This is a genomic window from Tissierella praeacuta DSM 18095 (assembly GCF_900128955.1).
GTDB lineage: Bacteria > Bacillota > Clostridia > Tissierellales > Tissierellaceae > Tissierella > Tissierella praeacuta.
The window spans coordinates 68,158-85,867 of the sequence record NZ_FQTY01000008.1; the positions used below are offsets into that span (position 1 = coordinate 68,158).

At 29.3% G+C, this 17,710-nt stretch carries 18 protein-coding genes and 1 riboswitch; of the genes, 1 reads left to right on the top strand and 17 read right to left on the bottom strand.

The features are described 5' to 3' along the window. Positions 1–16 precede the first annotated feature (16 nt). The 16 genes from BUB33_RS09955 to BUB33_RS10030 all read right to left on the bottom strand — a co-directional run bounded on the left by BUB33_RS09955 (position 17) and on the right by BUB33_RS10030 (position 16,465). Complete coding sequence (locus BUB33_RS09955; protein ID WP_072976053.1) at positions 17–670, bottom strand: precorrin-2 C(20)-methyltransferase; 654 nt, start codon at positions 668–670, stop codon at positions 17–19. Beyond that, entirely contained in the window at positions 670–1,419 is a 750-nt protein-coding gene (locus tag BUB33_RS09960) for a sirohydrochlorin cobaltochelatase (protein WP_072976055.1), read from the bottom strand. The genes BUB33_RS09955 and BUB33_RS09960 overlap by 1 nt, the downstream gene beginning before the upstream one ends. After that, on the bottom strand, positions 1,416–2,219 hold the full coding sequence (locus BUB33_RS09965) for an energy-coupling factor ABC transporter ATP-binding protein (RefSeq protein WP_072976057.1): 804 nt from the start codon (positions 2,217–2,219) through the stop codon (positions 1,416–1,418). Before BUB33_RS09965 ends, BUB33_RS09960 begins: the two co-directional genes overlap by 4 nt. After that, positions 2,220–2,900: a cobalt ECF transporter T component CbiQ gene (gene cbiQ / locus BUB33_RS09970; RefSeq protein WP_072976059.1), complete on the bottom strand. Its 681-nt coding sequence runs from the start codon at positions 2,898–2,900 to the stop codon at positions 2,220–2,222. It abuts the gene before it with no gap. Continuing rightward, complete coding sequence (locus BUB33_RS09975) at positions 2,884–3,177, bottom strand: energy-coupling factor ABC transporter substrate-binding protein (protein WP_084725356.1); 294 nt, start codon at positions 3,175–3,177, stop codon at positions 2,884–2,886. The genes cbiQ and BUB33_RS09975 overlap by 17 nt, the downstream gene beginning before the upstream one ends. Next, the gene (locus tag BUB33_RS09980; protein WP_072976063.1) at positions 3,161–3,889 is read right to left on the bottom strand and encodes an energy-coupling factor ABC transporter permease; all 729 of its coding nucleotides are present in this window, start codon (positions 3,887–3,889) and stop codon (positions 3,161–3,163) included. The genes BUB33_RS09975 and BUB33_RS09980 overlap by 17 nt, the downstream gene beginning before the upstream one ends. A 160-nt stretch (positions 3,890–4,049) precedes the next feature. Then, positions 4,050–4,232: riboswitch (cobalamin riboswitch) on the bottom strand. Positions 4,233–4,279: 47 nt separating this feature from the next. Next, a complete protein-coding gene (gene cbiB / locus BUB33_RS09985) occupies positions 4,280–5,212 on the bottom strand; it encodes an adenosylcobinamide-phosphate synthase CbiB (RefSeq protein ID WP_072976065.1) in 933 nt (310 codons plus the stop codon). A gap of 57 nt (positions 5,213–5,269) precedes the next feature. Then, positions 5,270–6,127 (bottom strand): cobyric acid synthase, encoded by an 858-nt coding sequence (locus BUB33_RS09990; RefSeq protein ID WP_072976066.1) that lies wholly within the window; start codon positions 6,125–6,127, stop codon positions 5,270–5,272. 11 nt (positions 6,128–6,138) lie between these two features. After that, on the bottom strand, positions 6,139–6,903 hold the full coding sequence (locus tag BUB33_RS09995) for a sugar phosphate isomerase/epimerase family protein (protein ID WP_072976067.1): 765 nt from the start codon (positions 6,901–6,903) through the stop codon (positions 6,139–6,141). 4 nt (positions 6,904–6,907) lie between these two features. Continuing rightward, positions 6,908–9,493 (bottom strand): bifunctional lysylphosphatidylglycerol flippase/synthetase MprF, encoded by a 2,586-nt coding sequence (mprF, locus tag BUB33_RS10000; protein ID WP_072976069.1) that lies wholly within the window; start codon positions 9,491–9,493, stop codon positions 6,908–6,910. A 192-nt stretch (positions 9,494–9,685) separates the two neighbouring features. Then, positions 9,686–11,107, bottom strand: a complete 1,422-nt coding sequence (nhaC, locus tag BUB33_RS10005) for a Na+/H+ antiporter NhaC (RefSeq protein ID WP_072976071.1) — start codon at positions 11,105–11,107, stop codon at positions 9,686–9,688. A gap of 452 nt (positions 11,108–11,559) precedes the next feature. Next, a complete protein-coding gene (locus tag BUB33_RS10010) occupies positions 11,560–12,894 on the bottom strand; it encodes an MATE family efflux transporter (protein WP_072976073.1) in 1,335 nt (444 codons plus the stop codon). Then, positions 12,884–13,249, bottom strand: coding sequence for an ArsR/SmtB family transcription factor (locus BUB33_RS10015; protein WP_072976076.1), 366 nt, complete (start codon positions 13,247–13,249; stop codon positions 12,884–12,886). The genes BUB33_RS10010 and BUB33_RS10015 overlap by 11 nt, the downstream gene beginning before the upstream one ends. Before the next feature lie 543 nt (positions 13,250–13,792). Further along, on the bottom strand, positions 13,793–14,653 hold the full coding sequence (locus tag BUB33_RS10020) for an AraC family transcriptional regulator (protein WP_072976078.1): 861 nt from the start codon (positions 14,651–14,653) through the stop codon (positions 13,793–13,795). A 95-nt stretch (positions 14,654–14,748) separates the two neighbouring features. Further along, the gene (locus BUB33_RS10025) at positions 14,749–15,219 is read right to left on the bottom strand and encodes a GNAT family N-acetyltransferase (RefSeq protein WP_072976080.1); all 471 of its coding nucleotides are present in this window, start codon (positions 15,217–15,219) and stop codon (positions 14,749–14,751) included. A gap of 313 nt (positions 15,220–15,532) precedes the next feature. Then, positions 15,533–16,465, bottom strand: a complete 933-nt coding sequence (locus BUB33_RS10030; protein WP_072976082.1) for a hypothetical protein — start codon at positions 16,463–16,465, stop codon at positions 15,533–15,535. Between the two features lie 532 nt (positions 16,466–16,997). Between BUB33_RS10030 and BUB33_RS10035 the strand changes: the two genes are divergently transcribed. Next, the gene (locus tag BUB33_RS10035) at positions 16,998–17,408 is read left to right on the top strand and encodes an LAGLIDADG family homing endonuclease (RefSeq protein WP_072976084.1); all 411 of its coding nucleotides are present in this window, start codon (positions 16,998–17,000) and stop codon (positions 17,406–17,408) included. A gap of 75 nt (positions 17,409–17,483) precedes the next feature. On the opposite strand, the gene BUB33_RS16070 is transcribed toward BUB33_RS10035, so the two are convergent. Continuing rightward, on the bottom strand, positions 17,484–17,710 hold a 227-nt coding region (locus BUB33_RS16070; protein WP_479694039.1), incomplete at its 5' end, for a hypothetical protein.

Here is a 17,710-nt window from a genome sequence, read left to right on the forward strand (position 1 = left end):
TATCAAATTAAATATATTAGTCTTTTCTAGCTATAATCAATGATATATAGTCCTTATCATTTAATATATCTTCTTTATCACTTAATATTTCCTGTTCTTCCAAGGTAGCTCTTTTAATATATTTATAACTAAAGCCATTACCTTCTAATGCATTTAGTATATTCTCCTTTTCTTTTATGGTTTTTAATATAGCTATTGAATCTATATTCTCTAGCAATTCCTCTTTAAACTCATCACATAATATAAAATTTTCTCCTTTTAAAGTTATGGGAGTCCTACTCTTTCCTGCCGCTGCCACAAAGGATGGAATTCCTGATATTATTTCTATATCTATATCCTTACCTTCTAATTCTTCCATAATATATATAAATGTACTATAAATCATAGGATCACCTATAGTAAGAAATGAGCCTATAGCACCTTCAGGTATTTTTTCCAATATTAATTCAGAAGCTTTTTTATAGTCCTCTCTAGTAACATTTCCCATGGGAAAATCAATAAAGATTATTGGTTTATCTTGGATAAAATCTCTTGCAGTATCTATAGCCATGTTTTTCCCCCTATTATTTGGGGCAAATATAACTGATGAATCTTCCATAGCTTTAACAGCTTTAATGGTTAAAAGCTCCTTATCTCCTGGTCCTGTGCCAATTCCATATAGTTTTTTCATTATTTCTCTCCTATTATATCCTCAAGATGCTCTAGAAATATATCTTGGATAATTTTATACTCTCCAAGACCTTTAAGACTTACTTCAACTTCATATCCTTCTTTTTCAAGTATTGATTTCCAAGAATCTTCATCCTCAGACGCCATATCGTTTATTGCATGATCTCCTGCTACTAACATAAATGGTCTAAGCTTAACTTTTTTAATATTCTTTCCTTTTAAATCTATTATGATATCATCAATTGTTTTTCTACCTTCTACTGTACCAATAAACACATTTGTAAAACCCTTTTCATGATAAATATTTTCTAAATTTTCATAGGCAATATCTGCCTTATGATCAGAACCATGTCCCATAAATACCATTGCCTCATTTACATTTAATTCATTACTTCCTATTTCTTCGGCAATTTTTATATTATCATCTCTTAAACTTAATAAGGGTAGTCCTACCTTTAGATTATATTTAGTGAGTTTTTCATATTCATGACCCGGAATTATATGAAGTGGTTGAATATATATTTCATCCACACCTTGAGCCTTCATTTCCTCTATAGCTTCCTTAGGATTAAAAACATTAATTCCATCCCTTTTTTTTAAAATATTAATAACCATCCCTGAAGTAAAGGCTCTAAGAACCAAATACTCCTTATATTTTTCTTTTATTATATTTTCTATACTTTCAATACAAAGTTTACGAGTGTTTTCATGAGTTGTTCCAAAACTTGCCACTATTATTCCTTTTTTCATAGGTTCTCCTTTCCATTATATGCTATAAAATCTTCTTCATTCTTAAACAAAGGTGTACCAAATTTCTCATGTATTCTAATTAACCAAGGCTTTACTAAATATGCTTCATCTACTAAATTATCTTTCAAAAAAGTTTCTTGTGGTATTCCTTCTCCAATAATACTACCTTTTCTAAGTATATATATATAGTCACATATATCATAAATTAAATCCATATCATGACTTGATATTATAATATTTTTCTCTTTACTTATTTCATTGATTATACCTTTCATCTGTTTGCTCATATAAGGATCAAGTCCAGCTGTAGGCTCATCTAATAACAGCACCCTAGAATTCATAACCAATACACCAGCAATAGCAACTCTTTTCTTCTGTCCATAACTTAAAAAATGTACCGGTTTATTGGCTAAATCAAGACCATTAACTTCATCAAGTGCATGAACTACCTTTTCCTTTATTATATCCTCAGATATACCAATATTTCTTAGAGAAAACGCTATATCATCAAATACATTAGAATAAAATATTTGGTGCTCTGGATTTTGAAATACAATATTCACTTGTTTTCTATATTCTCTTAAATAGGATTTACTATATTTTATAGGAATATCATTATATTTTACAAAACCTTTACTAGGTCTAAGAATACCCATAATATTTAGAAACAAAGTAGATTTACCTGAACCATTAGCTCCAATAATTCCTATTACTTTGCCCTTTGACATATCCATATTTATGTTATTTAGTGCTTTTGTACCATCCTCATATTCATAATATAGATTTTCTACTTTTATCATTTAATCACCTAGTTTAAAATCCCCATCATATAATTTACATTCCAGAGATATATTCATTTCTCTATATTTTAAAAATACCCTAAGAAAGAGATTTCTAATTAATAAAGATGTAGATTTTAATGTATTTTTATTATTTTCATAACCAAATTTCATAGTTTGTGCCAGATAGATATTACTTGCTTCCTCAATAAATATAAATATACTTCTATAAATTAGTACCATCAATTCTATAAACAAACTAGGTATCTTTGTCCTTTTTAAAACTTTGATAATGTCAATTATTGGAGTAGTTAATATTAAAAAATATACAGATGTTAAAGATGATAATACTGTAGTAAACAATTTAGTTACAGTAAATAGAGAGGTTTTAGTTATACCAATATACATATTCCCAATCCTAAGATAATGAAGATAATTATCACCATTAATTGAAACCATTATTGTGATTAAACTAATTATTAAAAAAGAAATAGGCAAAAGAAGCATCTTAAAATAGTTTTTAAATGGTACTTTAGCTATGAGTACAACCAAAGTCACCATAATAGTAATAGTTAGCAAGTCAAAATAATAGTTATTAATTAATCTTGGTAATACTATTCCTCCACAGGCAAAAATAATCTTTACCTGTGGAGGATAATCCTTTAGTTTATTAGTATATGCATATCTATCTATTAGCAGCAACTTTGCGTCTTTCCTTTAATACACCGAAAATATATCCCATAAGACCTGCCCCTATGGCAACTTGAAGAGAAAAAAGCAAACTCTCTATCTCCCCACTTGGTGGCTCCCATAACGATTCAAACCAGGGCTCATAATCAGGACTTATTTCTTGTATTACTCCTTCTGCCTCTCCATCTGCACCTTCAAACTCTGAATCTCCTTTGAGAATTAAGGGAGTGATTATTATTATCATTATTAAAAGTAATAAAATAATGTTTTGTTTAAATAGACTCTTCAATTTTAAGCACTCCTTCTTTTCTATATTCTTGAATAAGGTTAAATACCATTAAAGTTATTATTCCTTCAACAATTGCCAATGGTATTTGTGTAACAGCAAATACAGACATAAATTTAGTAAGAGATGCAGCAAATCCTCCTGTAGCATCTGGAAATGCGAAGGAAAGTTGAATTGATGTAATTACATAAGTAGCCAAATCTCCCAATGCTGCAGCTAAGAAAACAGCTAAACTCTTATTTTTTCCTTCCTTACCTAATGCCTTGTAAATACCATAGGAAACAAGGGGTCCTACTACAGCCATTGAAAATGAATTTGCTCCTAATGTGGTAATTCCTCCGTGGGCTAATAATAATGCTTGAAATAATAATACAATGATTCCTATGACAGTCATAGTTGTTGGCCCAAATAATATTGCACCTAGTCCTACACCTGTTGGATGGGAGCAAGAACCAGTAACAGAAGGAATCTTAAGAGCAGATAAAACAAATGCAAATCCTCCTACTAATCCTAGAAGCATCTTTTGATCCTGTCCTTGTTTCAAACTTTTTCCCAATCTTTTAAATCCAATAACTAAAAATGGTAAAGTCAATACTGCCCATACAATTGCCCATTTAAGAGGTAGAAATCCTTCCATAATATGCATTGCATGTGCCATCTGTGGGGTTATAATTAAAACAAATAAAGCAACCCCCATTAATAATTTCTTTTTCATAAAATCACCTCACATTTATTTATAAAGGATAAACCCTTTATTTCTTTGTAGATGACCTATGAGGAAAATAGAAAATCCCTAACCTGAAATAGATTAGGGATGGAAATCATAATAAATTAACTATAGTTATATAGTTTAAGTTTTTCCTTCCCTCCGAAGGTCACTTTGATAATATTAGGCAGGTCTCCTGACTTGTGAATCATTTTACTGTCAACGCCTTCCCAGATTTTATTTTCCGGTGGCATAAGTTGATTTCATCATCACTTACAGTAGCGGGGGCTGTATGGGGTTTCCACCCATTTCCCTATTATTCTTGTATAGAACCTAATATATTCAATTAATTTTTCATTTTAAATGCTATCATAAAATTATATTTAATACAAGATATTTTTATAGACAAAAAATTAAAATATAAATAAGTAAAAATACCATCTCACTTCTATACATAATTTCTATAGTATTCCTTATATCTGCCCTACTAATTTTTTTAATCTTATCTCCTATATTTGGCTTTTTAACAAGCTTGCCATGATAATAATTATCTCCTCCCAACTGAATATCTAAAAGTCCTGCAACAGCTCCTTCTGGATATGCACAATTGGGGCTTTTATGATTTTTTCTATCTCTAATCATGATTTTAAAACCATTTCTTATATTAAATCTAAATATAGAACCAATACACATAAATACTCCAGTAATCCTAGCAGGAATGTAATTAAATATATCATCTACCTTTGCAGGGAAAAAGCCTAAATCTATATATTTTTCATTCTTATATCCTAACATTGAATCCATAGTATTAACAAACTTATATGCTAGTCCTCCTGATGCTCCTAAAAATATTATATAAAATAAAGGTGCAATGACTCCATCAGAGGTATTCTCTGCTACGGTTTCAACTGTTGCCCTTATGATTTCTTCTTCCGAAAGGTTTTTAGTTTCTCTGCCAACTATATACGAAAGCCTTGTCCTAGCCTCTTCTATACCTATATCTAAAGCCTTTGATACTTTTATAGCCTCATCATGTAAGCATCTTGCTGCTATACATGTATATATTAGGTAAGTATTTACTATGGTATAAATGGTTTTATATTGTTTTATGGTTTTTAATAATATATATGGCATAAAAAAGCCAATAGAAATATTAACTATAACTATAATAAATCCTGAAAGTTTTAGTCCTTTATTTGATTTAGTAATCTTTCTAGCTATTTTTTCTTCAAAAGAAATAATTCTTCCCATAAGTTTTACAGGATGAGGAAAACTATATGGATCTCCTACAGCAAAATCTAATATAACTCCTAATATTATACTAATTAACATATTAATTTCTCCTTAACAGCCACCATAAGTGGCACTTACATTGTTAATTGTCCTTTGTTAACCATTGATTGTCCTATTAATTCTCATTATTTTATAAATATAATCTATATCCATATTTTCTCGTAATATGGCAGCTAATTTATTTAACTCTTCTTCCATCTGCTCTTCCGTTTGTAGACTTGTATTACATTGCTTTTCGTAATCAACTAGACTATCTTCATCCACTAATTCAAAATGTGAAAAAGGTATAGTACCTATTACTGGTATATCTAATAATTCTTCAATCATTTTTATACCAGAATCTAAAAGTGTCTTATCTCCCCTGAACTTATTTATTATAAGTCCCTTTATTCTCTTCCTTTCATGTTCTTCCAATAGCATTACAGTACCATAAAGGGATGCAAATACTCCTCCCCTATCTATATCTGCAACTAAAAGCACTGGAGCATCTGCCATCTCCGCCATTCCCATATTTACTATATCGTTTTGTTTTAGGTTTATTTCTGTCGGGCTACCTGCTCCTTCTATAACTACAATATCATTTTCTCTTTCTATCTCTTTATATATATTAAGTATCATTGGTCTAAGACTACTTTTATATTTAAAATATTCTACTGCTTCCATATCTTCTTTATCCTCGCCTTTTATAACAACCATAGACCCTTTATCTGATTTTGGTATAAGTAAGATTGGATTCATATTTGGATGTGGTTCAAGCCCTCCAGCTATTGCCTGTAAAGTTTGAGCAGTGCTTATTTTATATCCTTCTTTTGTGGTATAATATTTTGATGACATGTTTTGGGATTTAAATGGATAAACCTTGTATCCATCTTCTTTAAATATCCTGCAAAGTCCTGTACACATAAGACTCTTTCCTGCGGAAGATGTGGTTCCTTGTACCATAATATTTGCCATATTTTTTCCTCCTACCTATATCTTTCTATTTCTTTTCTTAAATTATCTACCTTATATTCCAAAGACAATACTGGATTTAAACCATATTTATCTAATATAGAATATAAACTTCTTATCTCTTCTTGAGTTGGACTCTGATGCTCATCATATAATCCATCATTAGAATGTATATGAACATATACTATATATTCCTTAAGTTCTCTTATCCATTCTTCTAGTGAAACCTTTCCCAATTTAGCATGTCCTATATCTAAATTAACTTTAATATTAGGCAAACTTATGGTTTCTATTAATTCCTTTAACATCATTGGAGTTTCTTCAAATATATTTTCTAACAATATTATCCCCTTATAATCTGGCACTTCTTTCAATATTTCTTCCCAAAATTCTTTATTTTGAATATTGTTTAATTTCCTTAGAAATGGCTGATTTAAATATGGATTTATTTGACTATGAAATATTAAATAGTCTATATCCAGTTCTTTAGCTGCTTTTAAAGTATATAAATATCTACTCTGACTTACTTGCCTAATTAGTTTGTCTGGACTTGAGGGTTTTAAATCTAAAAAGGGTCCATGTAAAGCTCTAATATTATTAAAGCCTTTAAATAAATTTTTATATTTATTTGTTATTTTATTTACTTCAGTCATGGATAAATTAGGTTCTGTAAAATCTTGTATTTCAACACCAATATTTAGAACATTTAATTCTTCTATGTTTAAACTATCAATAGTGGAAATAGTTTTTAGTATTTTCATTTCTATATGTTCACTCATTTCTTTAAGACCTTTTCTTCTTTGAATGAATCAGCCATGTAACCTCTATCAATGAAGATGGTAATAAAGTAAAATCTTCATAAATTAAGTATCTAGCTTCCCATCTTGGATCAAATTTATTTTTATATTTTCTTAATCCATCAAAACTGTAAAAATGTTTACCATATTTAAACACTAGATGAGCCATTCTTTCTTGTATATGGGCATTTTGAGTTATACCAACATTTGAAAGAGGTGCCATTCCTAAATTAAATAATTTATAATTATCTTCTTTAAATTTCAACAATAAATTTAATATTAAAAAGGTCATAGTATTACTAGGTACATTTTTCTTAAATCGCATTAAATCAATTGAAGCTGAATTATTATTATCATAACTAGGACTTACAGATGCAAATGCTATTATGTCTTCAGTTTCCTTATTCTTTATAATTCCTATTTTAGATTTATTTAAATACTCCTTATTAAACCACCCAAGTGAAAACCCCATTTCTTCTCTATTATCTAACCATTCATCAGAAACTTCTTTTAGAGATAGAAGTAAATTTTCATCTATGGAACCCTCATTATAAAATTTAAAAATAAAGCCATCCTTTTCAAATCGTCTAAGTATATTTCTAAAATCTCTACTTTTGGGACTATTTATGTCAAAATTATCCAGCTCTACTAATCCCGTTTCTCCTAATTTAAAAAAATAATATCCATGATCATGATAAAAGGGTAACAATTTGTCACTGGCCTGATAAAAAACAGATTTATATCCATATTCATCTATAAAATCCTGAAACTCTATTAAAGCTTCATCAAAATACTGTTGATCTCCAATTGGATCTCCTAAAACTATTGCAAGATTATGACTTATCTCATATTGAATTAAAACTTTATTGTTACTAGACCAAAATAAATGCTTATCCTTCAAAAATATAAAATGAGTAGAAAAGTTGCCCTCATATTCTTGTAAAAATTTATATAGCTTTTCCTCATCAACTTCTTCATATCTAGAATCTTTTGTTATTCTATCCTTTGTCAATTCATAGTAAATAACAAAAATAATCAAAAGTCCATAAGCAATAATACCACCAAGAATATTCCATGAAGAACCTCTTAATATTAGAGTCTTAAAATACTCAACCTTTATAAAATCTCGCAGTATTTTATGACCCATTTTCATATAACCTAAGATTCCTATAAATGCTAGTATCATAGTTAGAAAAGATTTGAACCAATCAATTGGTAGACTCTTTCTATAAAAACTTTCCTTAGACATCTTCAGTATTATTAGAACTAGAACTAAAAAAATTGTTTCTTCATAATCAAATCCCTTTATTAATGTAAATATGGCACCTAAAAGTAGTAACCACATGGTAATCTTATAACTTCGTTTTACTTTCATTCTTATTTGTCGAGAAATTGCTATTAGTAATATACCCACACATATAGACAGTTGACGTGATAGTTGTAAAATTGGAAAAGATAAAAGTCTTGAGGCTATTTTAACCCTATCTATTATTCCTGGAATTAAGGCTGATAATAATAAGATTACTCCACTTGATAATATCAATATAGATAACAACAGATTTGTGATGACAGATGCTTTATTTATAAAATCTTTTATCCTAGATATTTTAATAAATTGAATTAACTTGTTTTCACTTTTGGATTGTACTATTAAAGTAAAAACTATACCTATTATTAGAGGTATTACATAGTAAAAAGTTCTATATAATATTAAAATAGCCAAAACATCTTCTGTCATCATACCATAGTACTGAAATCCTAATAATACCATTAAATCAAATGAGCCAACACCGCTTGGCAATAAACTTAAAATTCCCGCTATAGATCCTAAGGTAAAAACAATAAATATAATCTGGAAATTAAGAATTTTATTAAATTGTCTTACAATAATAAAAAATAGACTAAAGGCAACCATCCAATCTATAAAAGAAAATAATAATAACTTTGTCCTTAATATTGTTCTACCGGGATTTCTTTGGTTTATTAGCTCTTTATTCAATTTATAAAAAATTTTATCTATAAAAAAATATATTAAAAAATATATTAAAAAAATAGCAATTGCTATAGTAATAAGTCTATATTTCTCCACAATTGGAACTATATATTGATATTTAACTAATGAAATAATCATCATAATAGACAGACCTATACCTGTTGCCGGAATTAATAATAAATTATAATCTATTATCTCTTCTTTAGTATCTGTGCTATTTTTAAATAACATAGTTCTAATAGAAGCCCCTGTTAATCCTCCTAAACCTGAAATATTATTTATCGTATTGGCAACAAAAGTAATACTGAATATGGTTATAGCTTTAATATTAAGATTTAAATATTTTGCTATTGCAAAGTCGTATAAACTCATTGATGATACTGCTATCATACCTAGAACAGTAAATATTAGTATACTACTTATAGGAAATTCTCTAATTATAGAGATTGTTTTCGCATAGTCTATAGATTTTAATTCCCTGACTCCACTACTAATTATAACTCCTACTATAAGGATTATAAAAATTAGCTTTAAAAGTTTTGTTCCATTTTTCTTCAATAGTAATTTAAATCTTTCCATATATCCCTCTCTATTCAACCCTTATTATTCTAATATTCTATATTATTAAATACTTATTATATTTTCAACTTGTAGTATAATATTGTTTATAGATAATATATTACATGGTTTTATAAATATTATCAACAATAATAAAAACTCTAATAGGCAAACCCTTTAGAGCTTTTATTATTTTACTTATTAAAATTCAATTTATATTCTTTCCTTTTCAAAACCTATTACCGTATCAGGGTCATCTTCTATTTTAGGTAAATTTAGTCCTAAATATGCAAATATAATAACTATTATAGGAGTTAAATAATTAAAAAATGCATATCTACCATATTCAAATGCCGTAACTCCCAGAATACTATAAAGGAAGGCACCACATGTATTCCAAGGTATAAGGGCAGAAGTAAGGGTTCCAGCACTTTCTAAAGTATTAGATAAGACCTTAGGATGTAAACCTTTTTCTCTATATGAGTTGGCATACATTCTGCCTGGTACTACTATTGAAATATATTGCTCCGGCATTGTTGCATTACTAACTACACAGGTAAATATGGTCATAGTCACCAATGAACCTATACGTTTTACTCTCTTTAGCATAGATCCTACTATAACCTCAAGCTGTCCAGTCTTTTCCATTATACCTCCAAACATCATGGCTATAATTGTAAGTGATATGGAATACATCATACCTTCCAATCCTCCAGCAGATAATAACTCATCTATCATTTCAATTCCTGTTTCTGATTTAAATCCACTATATGCCGCAGTTAATAAATCTCCAAGATGCGCACCTTGCATAATTACACCAAGAATTCCTCCAAGTACTATACCAATGGTAATCCCAGGTATTGCAGGTACCTTGAAAGCTATAGATACTATTACAGCTATAGGAGGTATCAATAATAAGGGGGATATATTAAATGAAGAAGAAATTCCCTCTCTAATGGCATTTATCCCTGAAATATCAACACCTCCACCGCCATATTTGAATCCCATAATCAAAAATATTACTAAAGTAATACCATAAGAAGTTAATGTACTAGGAACCATGTTTTTTACATGAGTAAATACATCTGTTCCAGATACTGCTGGTGCTAAATTTGTTGTATCTGATAAAGGTGACATCTTATCCCCAAAATATGCACCAGAAATAATAGCACCTGCTGCTACTGGTACAGGTATACCCAATCCCTTGGCAATTCCTATTAAAGCAATACCAATAGTTCCAGCAGTACCCCAACTAGTACCTGTAGCTAAGGACGTAATTGAACAAATAAGAACAGTTGCCACTAAGAAAATTCCAGGTTTTAAAATCCCTAATCCATAATAAATCATATTGGGAACTACACCAGATAACAACCATAATCCAATAAGAACACCTATAATTGCTAAAATAATAACTGCTTGTAAAGCTTGATAAATACCATCAAACATTGCCTTTTGAATTTCATTCCAATTAAAACCAATCTTTATTGCTATAAGTGATGCAAATAAAGTTCCTATAAGCATTGGAATATGTGGATTAGCCTCATAAAATGAGATACTAACGCCCATAATAATGATTAGGAATATAAATGATAGCAATGCTTCCCATAAATATGGCTTACGAGCTGTCTTTTTCAATTTCTCATCCTCCTTGATATAATATTTTAAATTTTCTAAATTATAATATAATTCACAAAGTATGTCAACAGTTTAGACAAAAGTTTAGGATTTTCGATAAAAGTTTATATTCATCTTATCTGTATTATTAAATAACATATTAAAAATAATTAAAGCAATCAATTCAGATATTATAATATAATATTCTCATCTAAACTATTTAAAATTTTTATGGAAAATAAATATTTTATTAAAAAAGAATTGACCATATTAATGACGAATTATAAATATATAGAGTTGCCTTTAATAAATCTTTAAATCAAAAAACCTTCCTTTGCTAAAGTAAGTGGGCTTGCTTACCTTATTATAAAGCAAAAGAAGGTTATATTATAAATCACATAAAATGTTTTTCAAATTCAAAATAAATATCACAATCATATGGTATTTTCATAAAAATACTCGAGAAAAGAAATCTATGAGTAAATTTGTTTCCATTTTCCCCTGCTGTACTGTACAGAAGAAATAATCCAATTTGCTAACCAGCCGATGGGAACAGCATACCATACCATTGCAACTCCATATCTGGGAGCCAAAGTAACGGAAAGAAGTACACGAATAAAGAGATTTACTATATTTGCAATAGTAAACATCTTCATATCTCCAGCTCCACGCAACAAACCATCTACTGACATTTTAAATCCAAGCAAACAGAAGAACCAGCCCATAAAAGCTAGATAAGATTCTCCTGTAGAAATAGCCACATTAGTTCCATCAACTCCGAGAAAAAGGGAAATAATCTGATAGTTAAAACACTGTAATACAAAACAAATAATTGCCCCGCAAACAAGTACCATTCTATTAGCTATGTAATGACCTTCTATTACACGTTCTTGCTTATTTGCTCCTATATTCTGTGCTGTATAAGAGGATAATGCATTCCCAATCCCTGCCATAGGAACTACACAAATTGACTCAATCCGCATGGCAGCAGAGAAACCAGCCAATGTTTCTGAACCAAAGCTATTTACAACAGACTGTACTAACATCATACCAATGGAAACCGTAGATTGCTGGAAAATAGATGGCAAGGCAATTTTAGTTATATTCCACAGTTCTGCCTTATCAAAAACTTTTGTATGTCCGCATTGCAACTCTTTTAATTTCCTTATAAAAACTAGAAATGATAAAACAGAAGAAATTCCTTGTGCAATTAAAGTTGCCCATGCTACACCAGTAACACCCATGTGAAATTGTGTTACAAGTATAAAATCTAATACAATATTGAAAATAGATGAAAATATTAAAAAATACAATGGTATCTTAGATTTTCCAAGGGCATTAAACATACAGGACAACACATTATACATAAAAAGAAATGGCAAACCCAGAAAATAAATATTCAAATATTTTACTGACATATCAAGAACATCCCTAGGCGTATTCATAAGGATCATAATATCTTTACTGAACAACAATCCAAATCCTCCTAGTAAAATACTAATCAATAAAAATGATATAAAAGACGTAAAAACAGCCAGTTTCATTTTATTGTACTCTTTTGAACCAAAATATCTGCTTACTGTAACAGATGCACCAATTCCACCACCCATTGCAATACAAATAAATATATTAGTAAGAGAATAAGAAGCTCCAACGGCAGCCAATGCCTGCTCACTAACGAATCGTCCTACAATGGCGGAATCTGCCATTGTATATGTTTGTTGAAATAAATTCCCGATAATAATAGGCAAAGCAAAAATAAGCAAGGCATTTAGAGGTTTTTTCTCTACTAAATAATTATTTTCCATATTCCTGCTCCTCCAAAATTTTAGAATCCCTTCTGATACATTCTGAAATAAATTCACAGGAGCAATCCCTTGTTATTTCAGTTTCAGATGGATATTGTAAAATTCCATGTAATGCTCCTTCTAAAAGAGAAGAAAGACGATGCCTATCTACTCTATAATGTACTTGATAGCCTATTTTTACTCCATAGACAACTTGATATTTTTTTAGAATACGCATATGTTGTGATACAGCTGATTCAGTAATTTCCAACTTCTTTGATAACGCACGAACACAGTAATGATGTTCAAAAAGAAGCTGCAACAAGCGAAATCTTGTAGGCTCTGTAATTGCATGAATGATTTCTATTGTATCCATACCCTTCCTCCTTTAATTTAATTAAGTATTCACTAAATCAAATTAACAAATTATGCTTATTTTGTCAAGAAGGATATTTCCATATTGCCATTTGTTCTAATCATTAATAAAATATTTCCTACTCAAAATTTGGATATATTGTATTTACTGTACTTTTTTTGCTATTATGTAATTATTTGGCGAGCATAAAAAACTTGATTAATAGCCAAGTTCTTATTATTTGCAAGTTCTACTCTTAAAATTTCGAAAGAAGCTTTTTCTTAGGATTATTATATCTTCCTTGCCGATTAATACTATTTGTTCTTCATATATGCTGCACGTTCCTTTGGAATGCCTATCTTAACTCTACCTTTCCTGCCATTGGAAATATCTCTAAGTTCCATCCATCATACCCCCATTTTGATTTGAGTATAACATATTTTATCTTCATATCAAAATTTTATTAGTTTTAAAATATATTTCAAATAAAAAATAACCCACTGATCTAAAGCATGGTGGCCTTAAAATCAGTGAGTTTTACTGTTTATAAGCTTACCTACATAATTATTTTTCTTTAACAGGAATCCAAATTTCACTATAATAGTTTTCATCCTGATTCCCCTGTGGATAATCAGATATATTAGTATACATTTCAATATTATAACCTGCTGCAATTTCATAATCCTTACAATTAGGCAACCATTCTGAGAAAATTTTTTTAGTTACATCTTGCAAAGATTTTGGCATTGCACCCTTACAAGCAAAAATAGCCCAAGTATGTTTAGGTATTACCTTTGTAATAAAACCATCAGGTATTTCCATAGATGGATTATAGTTATCTGCAATTAGATATTGGAATTCATCTGAGTTCATCATACTTTCATCTATACATATTCCATACATTCCACATACAAACTTACCCTTTCCTGTTTCATAATGCTCTGTCCAAAACTGTGGAATTTTCACAGTTGCATTATCATACTTAAACATCCTTGATACACCCATAATAGTGAATGAATCCTTTTCAACAATTTTGTAATCCATAATATAACCACCTTCCAAAGAGAATTTGATTTTTAGTGGAGCAAATGATTTAACCATTGCTTCATCTTTTCGAACAGCAGTAGGTGTAACACCATGAAATCGGGTAAAAGCCTTTGTAAAGCTATCTGGTGAGGTGTATCCATATTTCACTGCAATGTCAATAATCTTTTCATCAGTAGAAATAAGTTCACTACCAGCAAGGGCAAGCCTACGTTGTCTAATGTATTCTCCAACTGTAAAACCACAAAGCATTGCAAATCCTTTTTGAAAATAAAATGGAGAGATAAATGCTTTTTCTGCAATATCTTCTATTGAAATTTCCTCTGTAATATTATTCTCAATATAGTCAATGGCTTTACCAATTCCTTCAACCCAACCCATATTCATCACCCCTATCTGTAAATATATCTTATCTCTCTTCAAGTAATTCTTCCCGACTTTTTTTGTTATGTTTTGTCTTTTATAAAATATTTTTCTTATATCTTTTTTACCATATGTACCATTCCAGGAGTATATCCAAGTTTTCGATTTAATGCCATCATACTATTATTCTTATAATGTACTGTTGTCTCTATTGTTTTTATTCCTTCAAGCCGACACCATTCTTCTAATAATATTTTTAGATTTGTAGCTACCCCTTTACCTCTATAATCCTCTGTTACATATAAAGATAAAATCATAACACTCTCTTGAGATTTCTCTTGTTTGCAAGCCCATATAAATCCCTGTATATGCCTTTGGTCATCTTCTGCAATAACAAGCAGCAAATCTTCATTTCTTGTATTTTGAATTTTTTGTACTGTTTCTTCTATATCTGTGGTGGAAACTTTATAATCTGATATCCATAGCTTCGGCGTGAGATTATGCCATTTTGCAATCTGTATTAAAATCAGTTCTAATTTTTTATCAATATTACTGCAATCAAGGTCAATTTTTCTATAATTCATCATTAACCACTCCCAATACTATTTATATATATAATTTTATAAATCTGTCCATTATATCAACTATGCAATATATCTATTATTTTAATTATATATCCTTGATTGCCTTTATTCTACCAGTATATTAACATTTCTATTAAATTTATCTCTAAAGATAAACAAAACCCCTTGAAATCAAGGAGTTTTTATTGTAGCAATATTTCATTAACACTAAATTATTTTCACCTTATTTCAACCTATTCCTTCTCTAACAACTCAATCCATCTCCCATGTACTAAGTAGGGTAAAAGGAAAAAAGATTATTATATCTTTTAGATTAATCTTTTAACTTATATCTTATTCTATCTTGACCTTTTGGATTATCATATTCAATTGTAAAATCGTCTATCCACTCAGCATTGAACATCTTTCCAACTGACGAATCTATTGATGTAATCTTTTTCTCTACTAAATCATAATAAAATAAGGTTATTTTTTCTTTAGACATTTCAAACTCAGACAAATCATCCATGTCAAATGTAATTGGAAAATCACTAAAAACTATTTTCCCAGTGTTGGGGTTAAGCATAAATTCAGTACCAACAATAGATAATTGGATAATATCATATTCTGTTATACTCCAGTCAACAACATTTATTTTAAATAGTTTTAAAGGTAACCAAAGATCATTTATTCCTACCCAAAAATTTAGACTATCATTTGACCATCCTTGCATGTTAACATTCAATTCATCTTCATTTCTATATTTACCATTACTTAGTTCTTCAATAGTATATTTTTTGACTTTATTGCCTTCTAGGTCAATGATACATAGTTCATCATAATCTGTAATAGATATATATTTTTCATTTAGACTTACTCTAAAATCAAGACCTTGACATGTATATAGTTTTTCCCCTTTATTGTTCTTATCATATCTCCATAATTCGTCTGTCCAATTGTCATCTGTCCATTCTTCACCTAAAACAGGCTCAATTCTCCGTATTAAATAGACATTTCCATTATGATTTTCTTGAAAATGATAATGATCTGTATAAACATCATCTAAGTTTAATATATTCTCCCTATTATATACTTCATAAAACTCTACCAATTCATTAAATTTACCCTTACTACTTCCTATCTCCTTTGTATTCATTCCTAAAACAGATAAGTTTTGTTTTCCCTTGGTTTCACAACCAATTAACAAACTGGCACTTAATATAAATAGCAATGCAATTACTGGTTTCCCAGATTTTTTTTTAATCATTTCTTCCCCCCCAATTTATGGTATAAATAAGATTTTCAACTCCTAGCGATATATTCTTACTATACATAACTCTATATTCTTACTATACATAACTCTGTATTCTTTGTCTATATATTAATTATTTCTTCATCACTTGATAATTCTAAATCTTCTACTGCTCTTTTAGCTATAATATAAACTGCTGGATTAAATCAATGGATTTTATATGATTTTCACATATCACATATTTCTCAAACAAAGATTCTCTTAATTCTAACTTTAAGTAAATAAAAACAAAATAAAGATACTAAAAGAAATTGTGTTCATATGAGTAGTTTTGATAAAAATTTAAATTCCAACTCATATTAAGATGATTTGTTTGATAGAGAAGGAATAGATTAAAATAGCGAGGTTAAAAGTGTTTTGGATAAATCCTTCCCCATATATCTTTTCAAATAATCGTAAATGATTCCCTTATAAATTTATCTTATTTACAGTTAATAAAATCTATTATATAATATCTTTAGAACATCAGTTTACAGGAGGTGTATCAATGACTAATACTGAAAAAGCTTATATAGCTGGTATTATTGATGGAGAAGGTAGTATTATGCTTACAAGATTCCATAAAAATCAATATCATTCTCCATGTGTTTCAATTTCTTCTACAGATTTAGAATTATTGGAATGGGTTAAAAATACAGTTAAGTCTGGTAAGATTACTACTAAAAAAAATTATAATGAAGAAAAACATAAAAACTCTTATACATATACAATAATATATAATGAAGCTATACAACTTTTACAAGATATCGAACCTTATTTAATTATAAAAAAGAAAAAATCTAGAGCACAACATATCATTTCTAAGTATAAAGAAGTAACAATAAGAAATGGAAGATATAATGAAATCCAAAAATTAGCTAAAGAACAATTCTATCTTGACTTTCTTGCAATCGGGTAGGAGGTAAATAATTAATTTATTTACCGACCTCCCTCACCACCGTACGTACCGTTCGGTATACGGCGGTTTCATAGTTTACACTTTAACTTCAAGGTAATATTTAAGAAAACTTAAATAACCTTGTTTTTCAAACCTAGCATTGGTTAGGGTTGTTGCAAGAATCCAGCTATTGGCCGTATGCCAGTAGCCTTTTCTTGTATTTGCCCATTCCCATGCCTTTTCTCTTGCTACTCCCAGTTTCTTAAGGTTAACAAATTTCGTCTTGACCTTCTTCCAACTTTTCCATGTTATCATTCGAATTC

Excerpts from the sequence above, each read along its gene's own strand:
- BUB33_RS09955 (WP_072976053.1), bottom strand. The coding sequence starts at position 670 with ATGAAAAAACTATATGGAATTGGCACAGGACCAGGAGATAAGGAGCTT.
- BUB33_RS09960 (WP_072976055.1), bottom strand. The coding sequence starts at position 1,419 with ATGAAAAAAGGAATAATAGTGGCAAGTTTTGGAACAACTCATGAAAAC.
- BUB33_RS09965 (WP_072976057.1), bottom strand. The coding sequence starts at position 2,219 with ATGATAAAAGTAGAAAATCTATATTATGAATATGAGGATGGTACAAAA.
- BUB33_RS09980 (WP_072976063.1), bottom strand. The coding sequence starts at position 3,889 with ATGAAAAAGAAATTATTAATGGGGGTTGCTTTATTTGTTTTAATTATA.
- cbiB (WP_072976065.1), bottom strand. The coding sequence starts at position 5,212 with ATGTTAATTAGTATAATATTAGGAGTTATATTAGATTTTGCTGTAGGA.
- BUB33_RS09990 (WP_072976066.1), bottom strand. The coding sequence starts at position 6,127 with ATGGCAAATATTATGGTACAAGGAACCACATCTTCCGCAGGAAAGAGT.
- BUB33_RS09995 (WP_072976067.1), bottom strand. The coding sequence starts at position 6,903 with ATGAGTGAACATATAGAAATGAAAATACTAAAAACTATTTCCACTATT.
- mprF (WP_072976069.1), bottom strand. The coding sequence starts at position 9,493 with ATGGAAAGATTTAAATTACTATTGAAGAAAAATGGAACAAAACTTTTA.
- BUB33_RS10010 (WP_072976073.1), bottom strand. The coding sequence starts at position 12,894 with ATGGAAAATAATTATTTAGTAGAGAAAAAACCTCTAAATGCCTTGCTT.
- BUB33_RS10015 (WP_072976076.1), bottom strand. The coding sequence starts at position 13,249 with ATGGATACAATAGAAATCATTCATGCAATTACAGAGCCTACAAGATTT.
- BUB33_RS10020 (WP_072976078.1), bottom strand. The coding sequence starts at position 14,653 with ATGGGTTGGGTTGAAGGAATTGGTAAAGCCATTGACTATATTGAGAAT.
- BUB33_RS10025 (WP_072976080.1), bottom strand. The coding sequence starts at position 15,219 with ATGAATTATAGAAAAATTGACCTTGATTGCAGTAATATTGATAAAAAA.
- BUB33_RS10030 (WP_072976082.1), bottom strand. The coding sequence starts at position 16,465 with ATGATTAAAAAAAAATCTGGGAAACCAGTAATTGCATTGCTATTTATA.
- BUB33_RS10035 (WP_072976084.1), top strand. The coding sequence starts at position 16,998 with ATGACTAATACTGAAAAAGCTTATATAGCTGGTATTATTGATGGAGAA.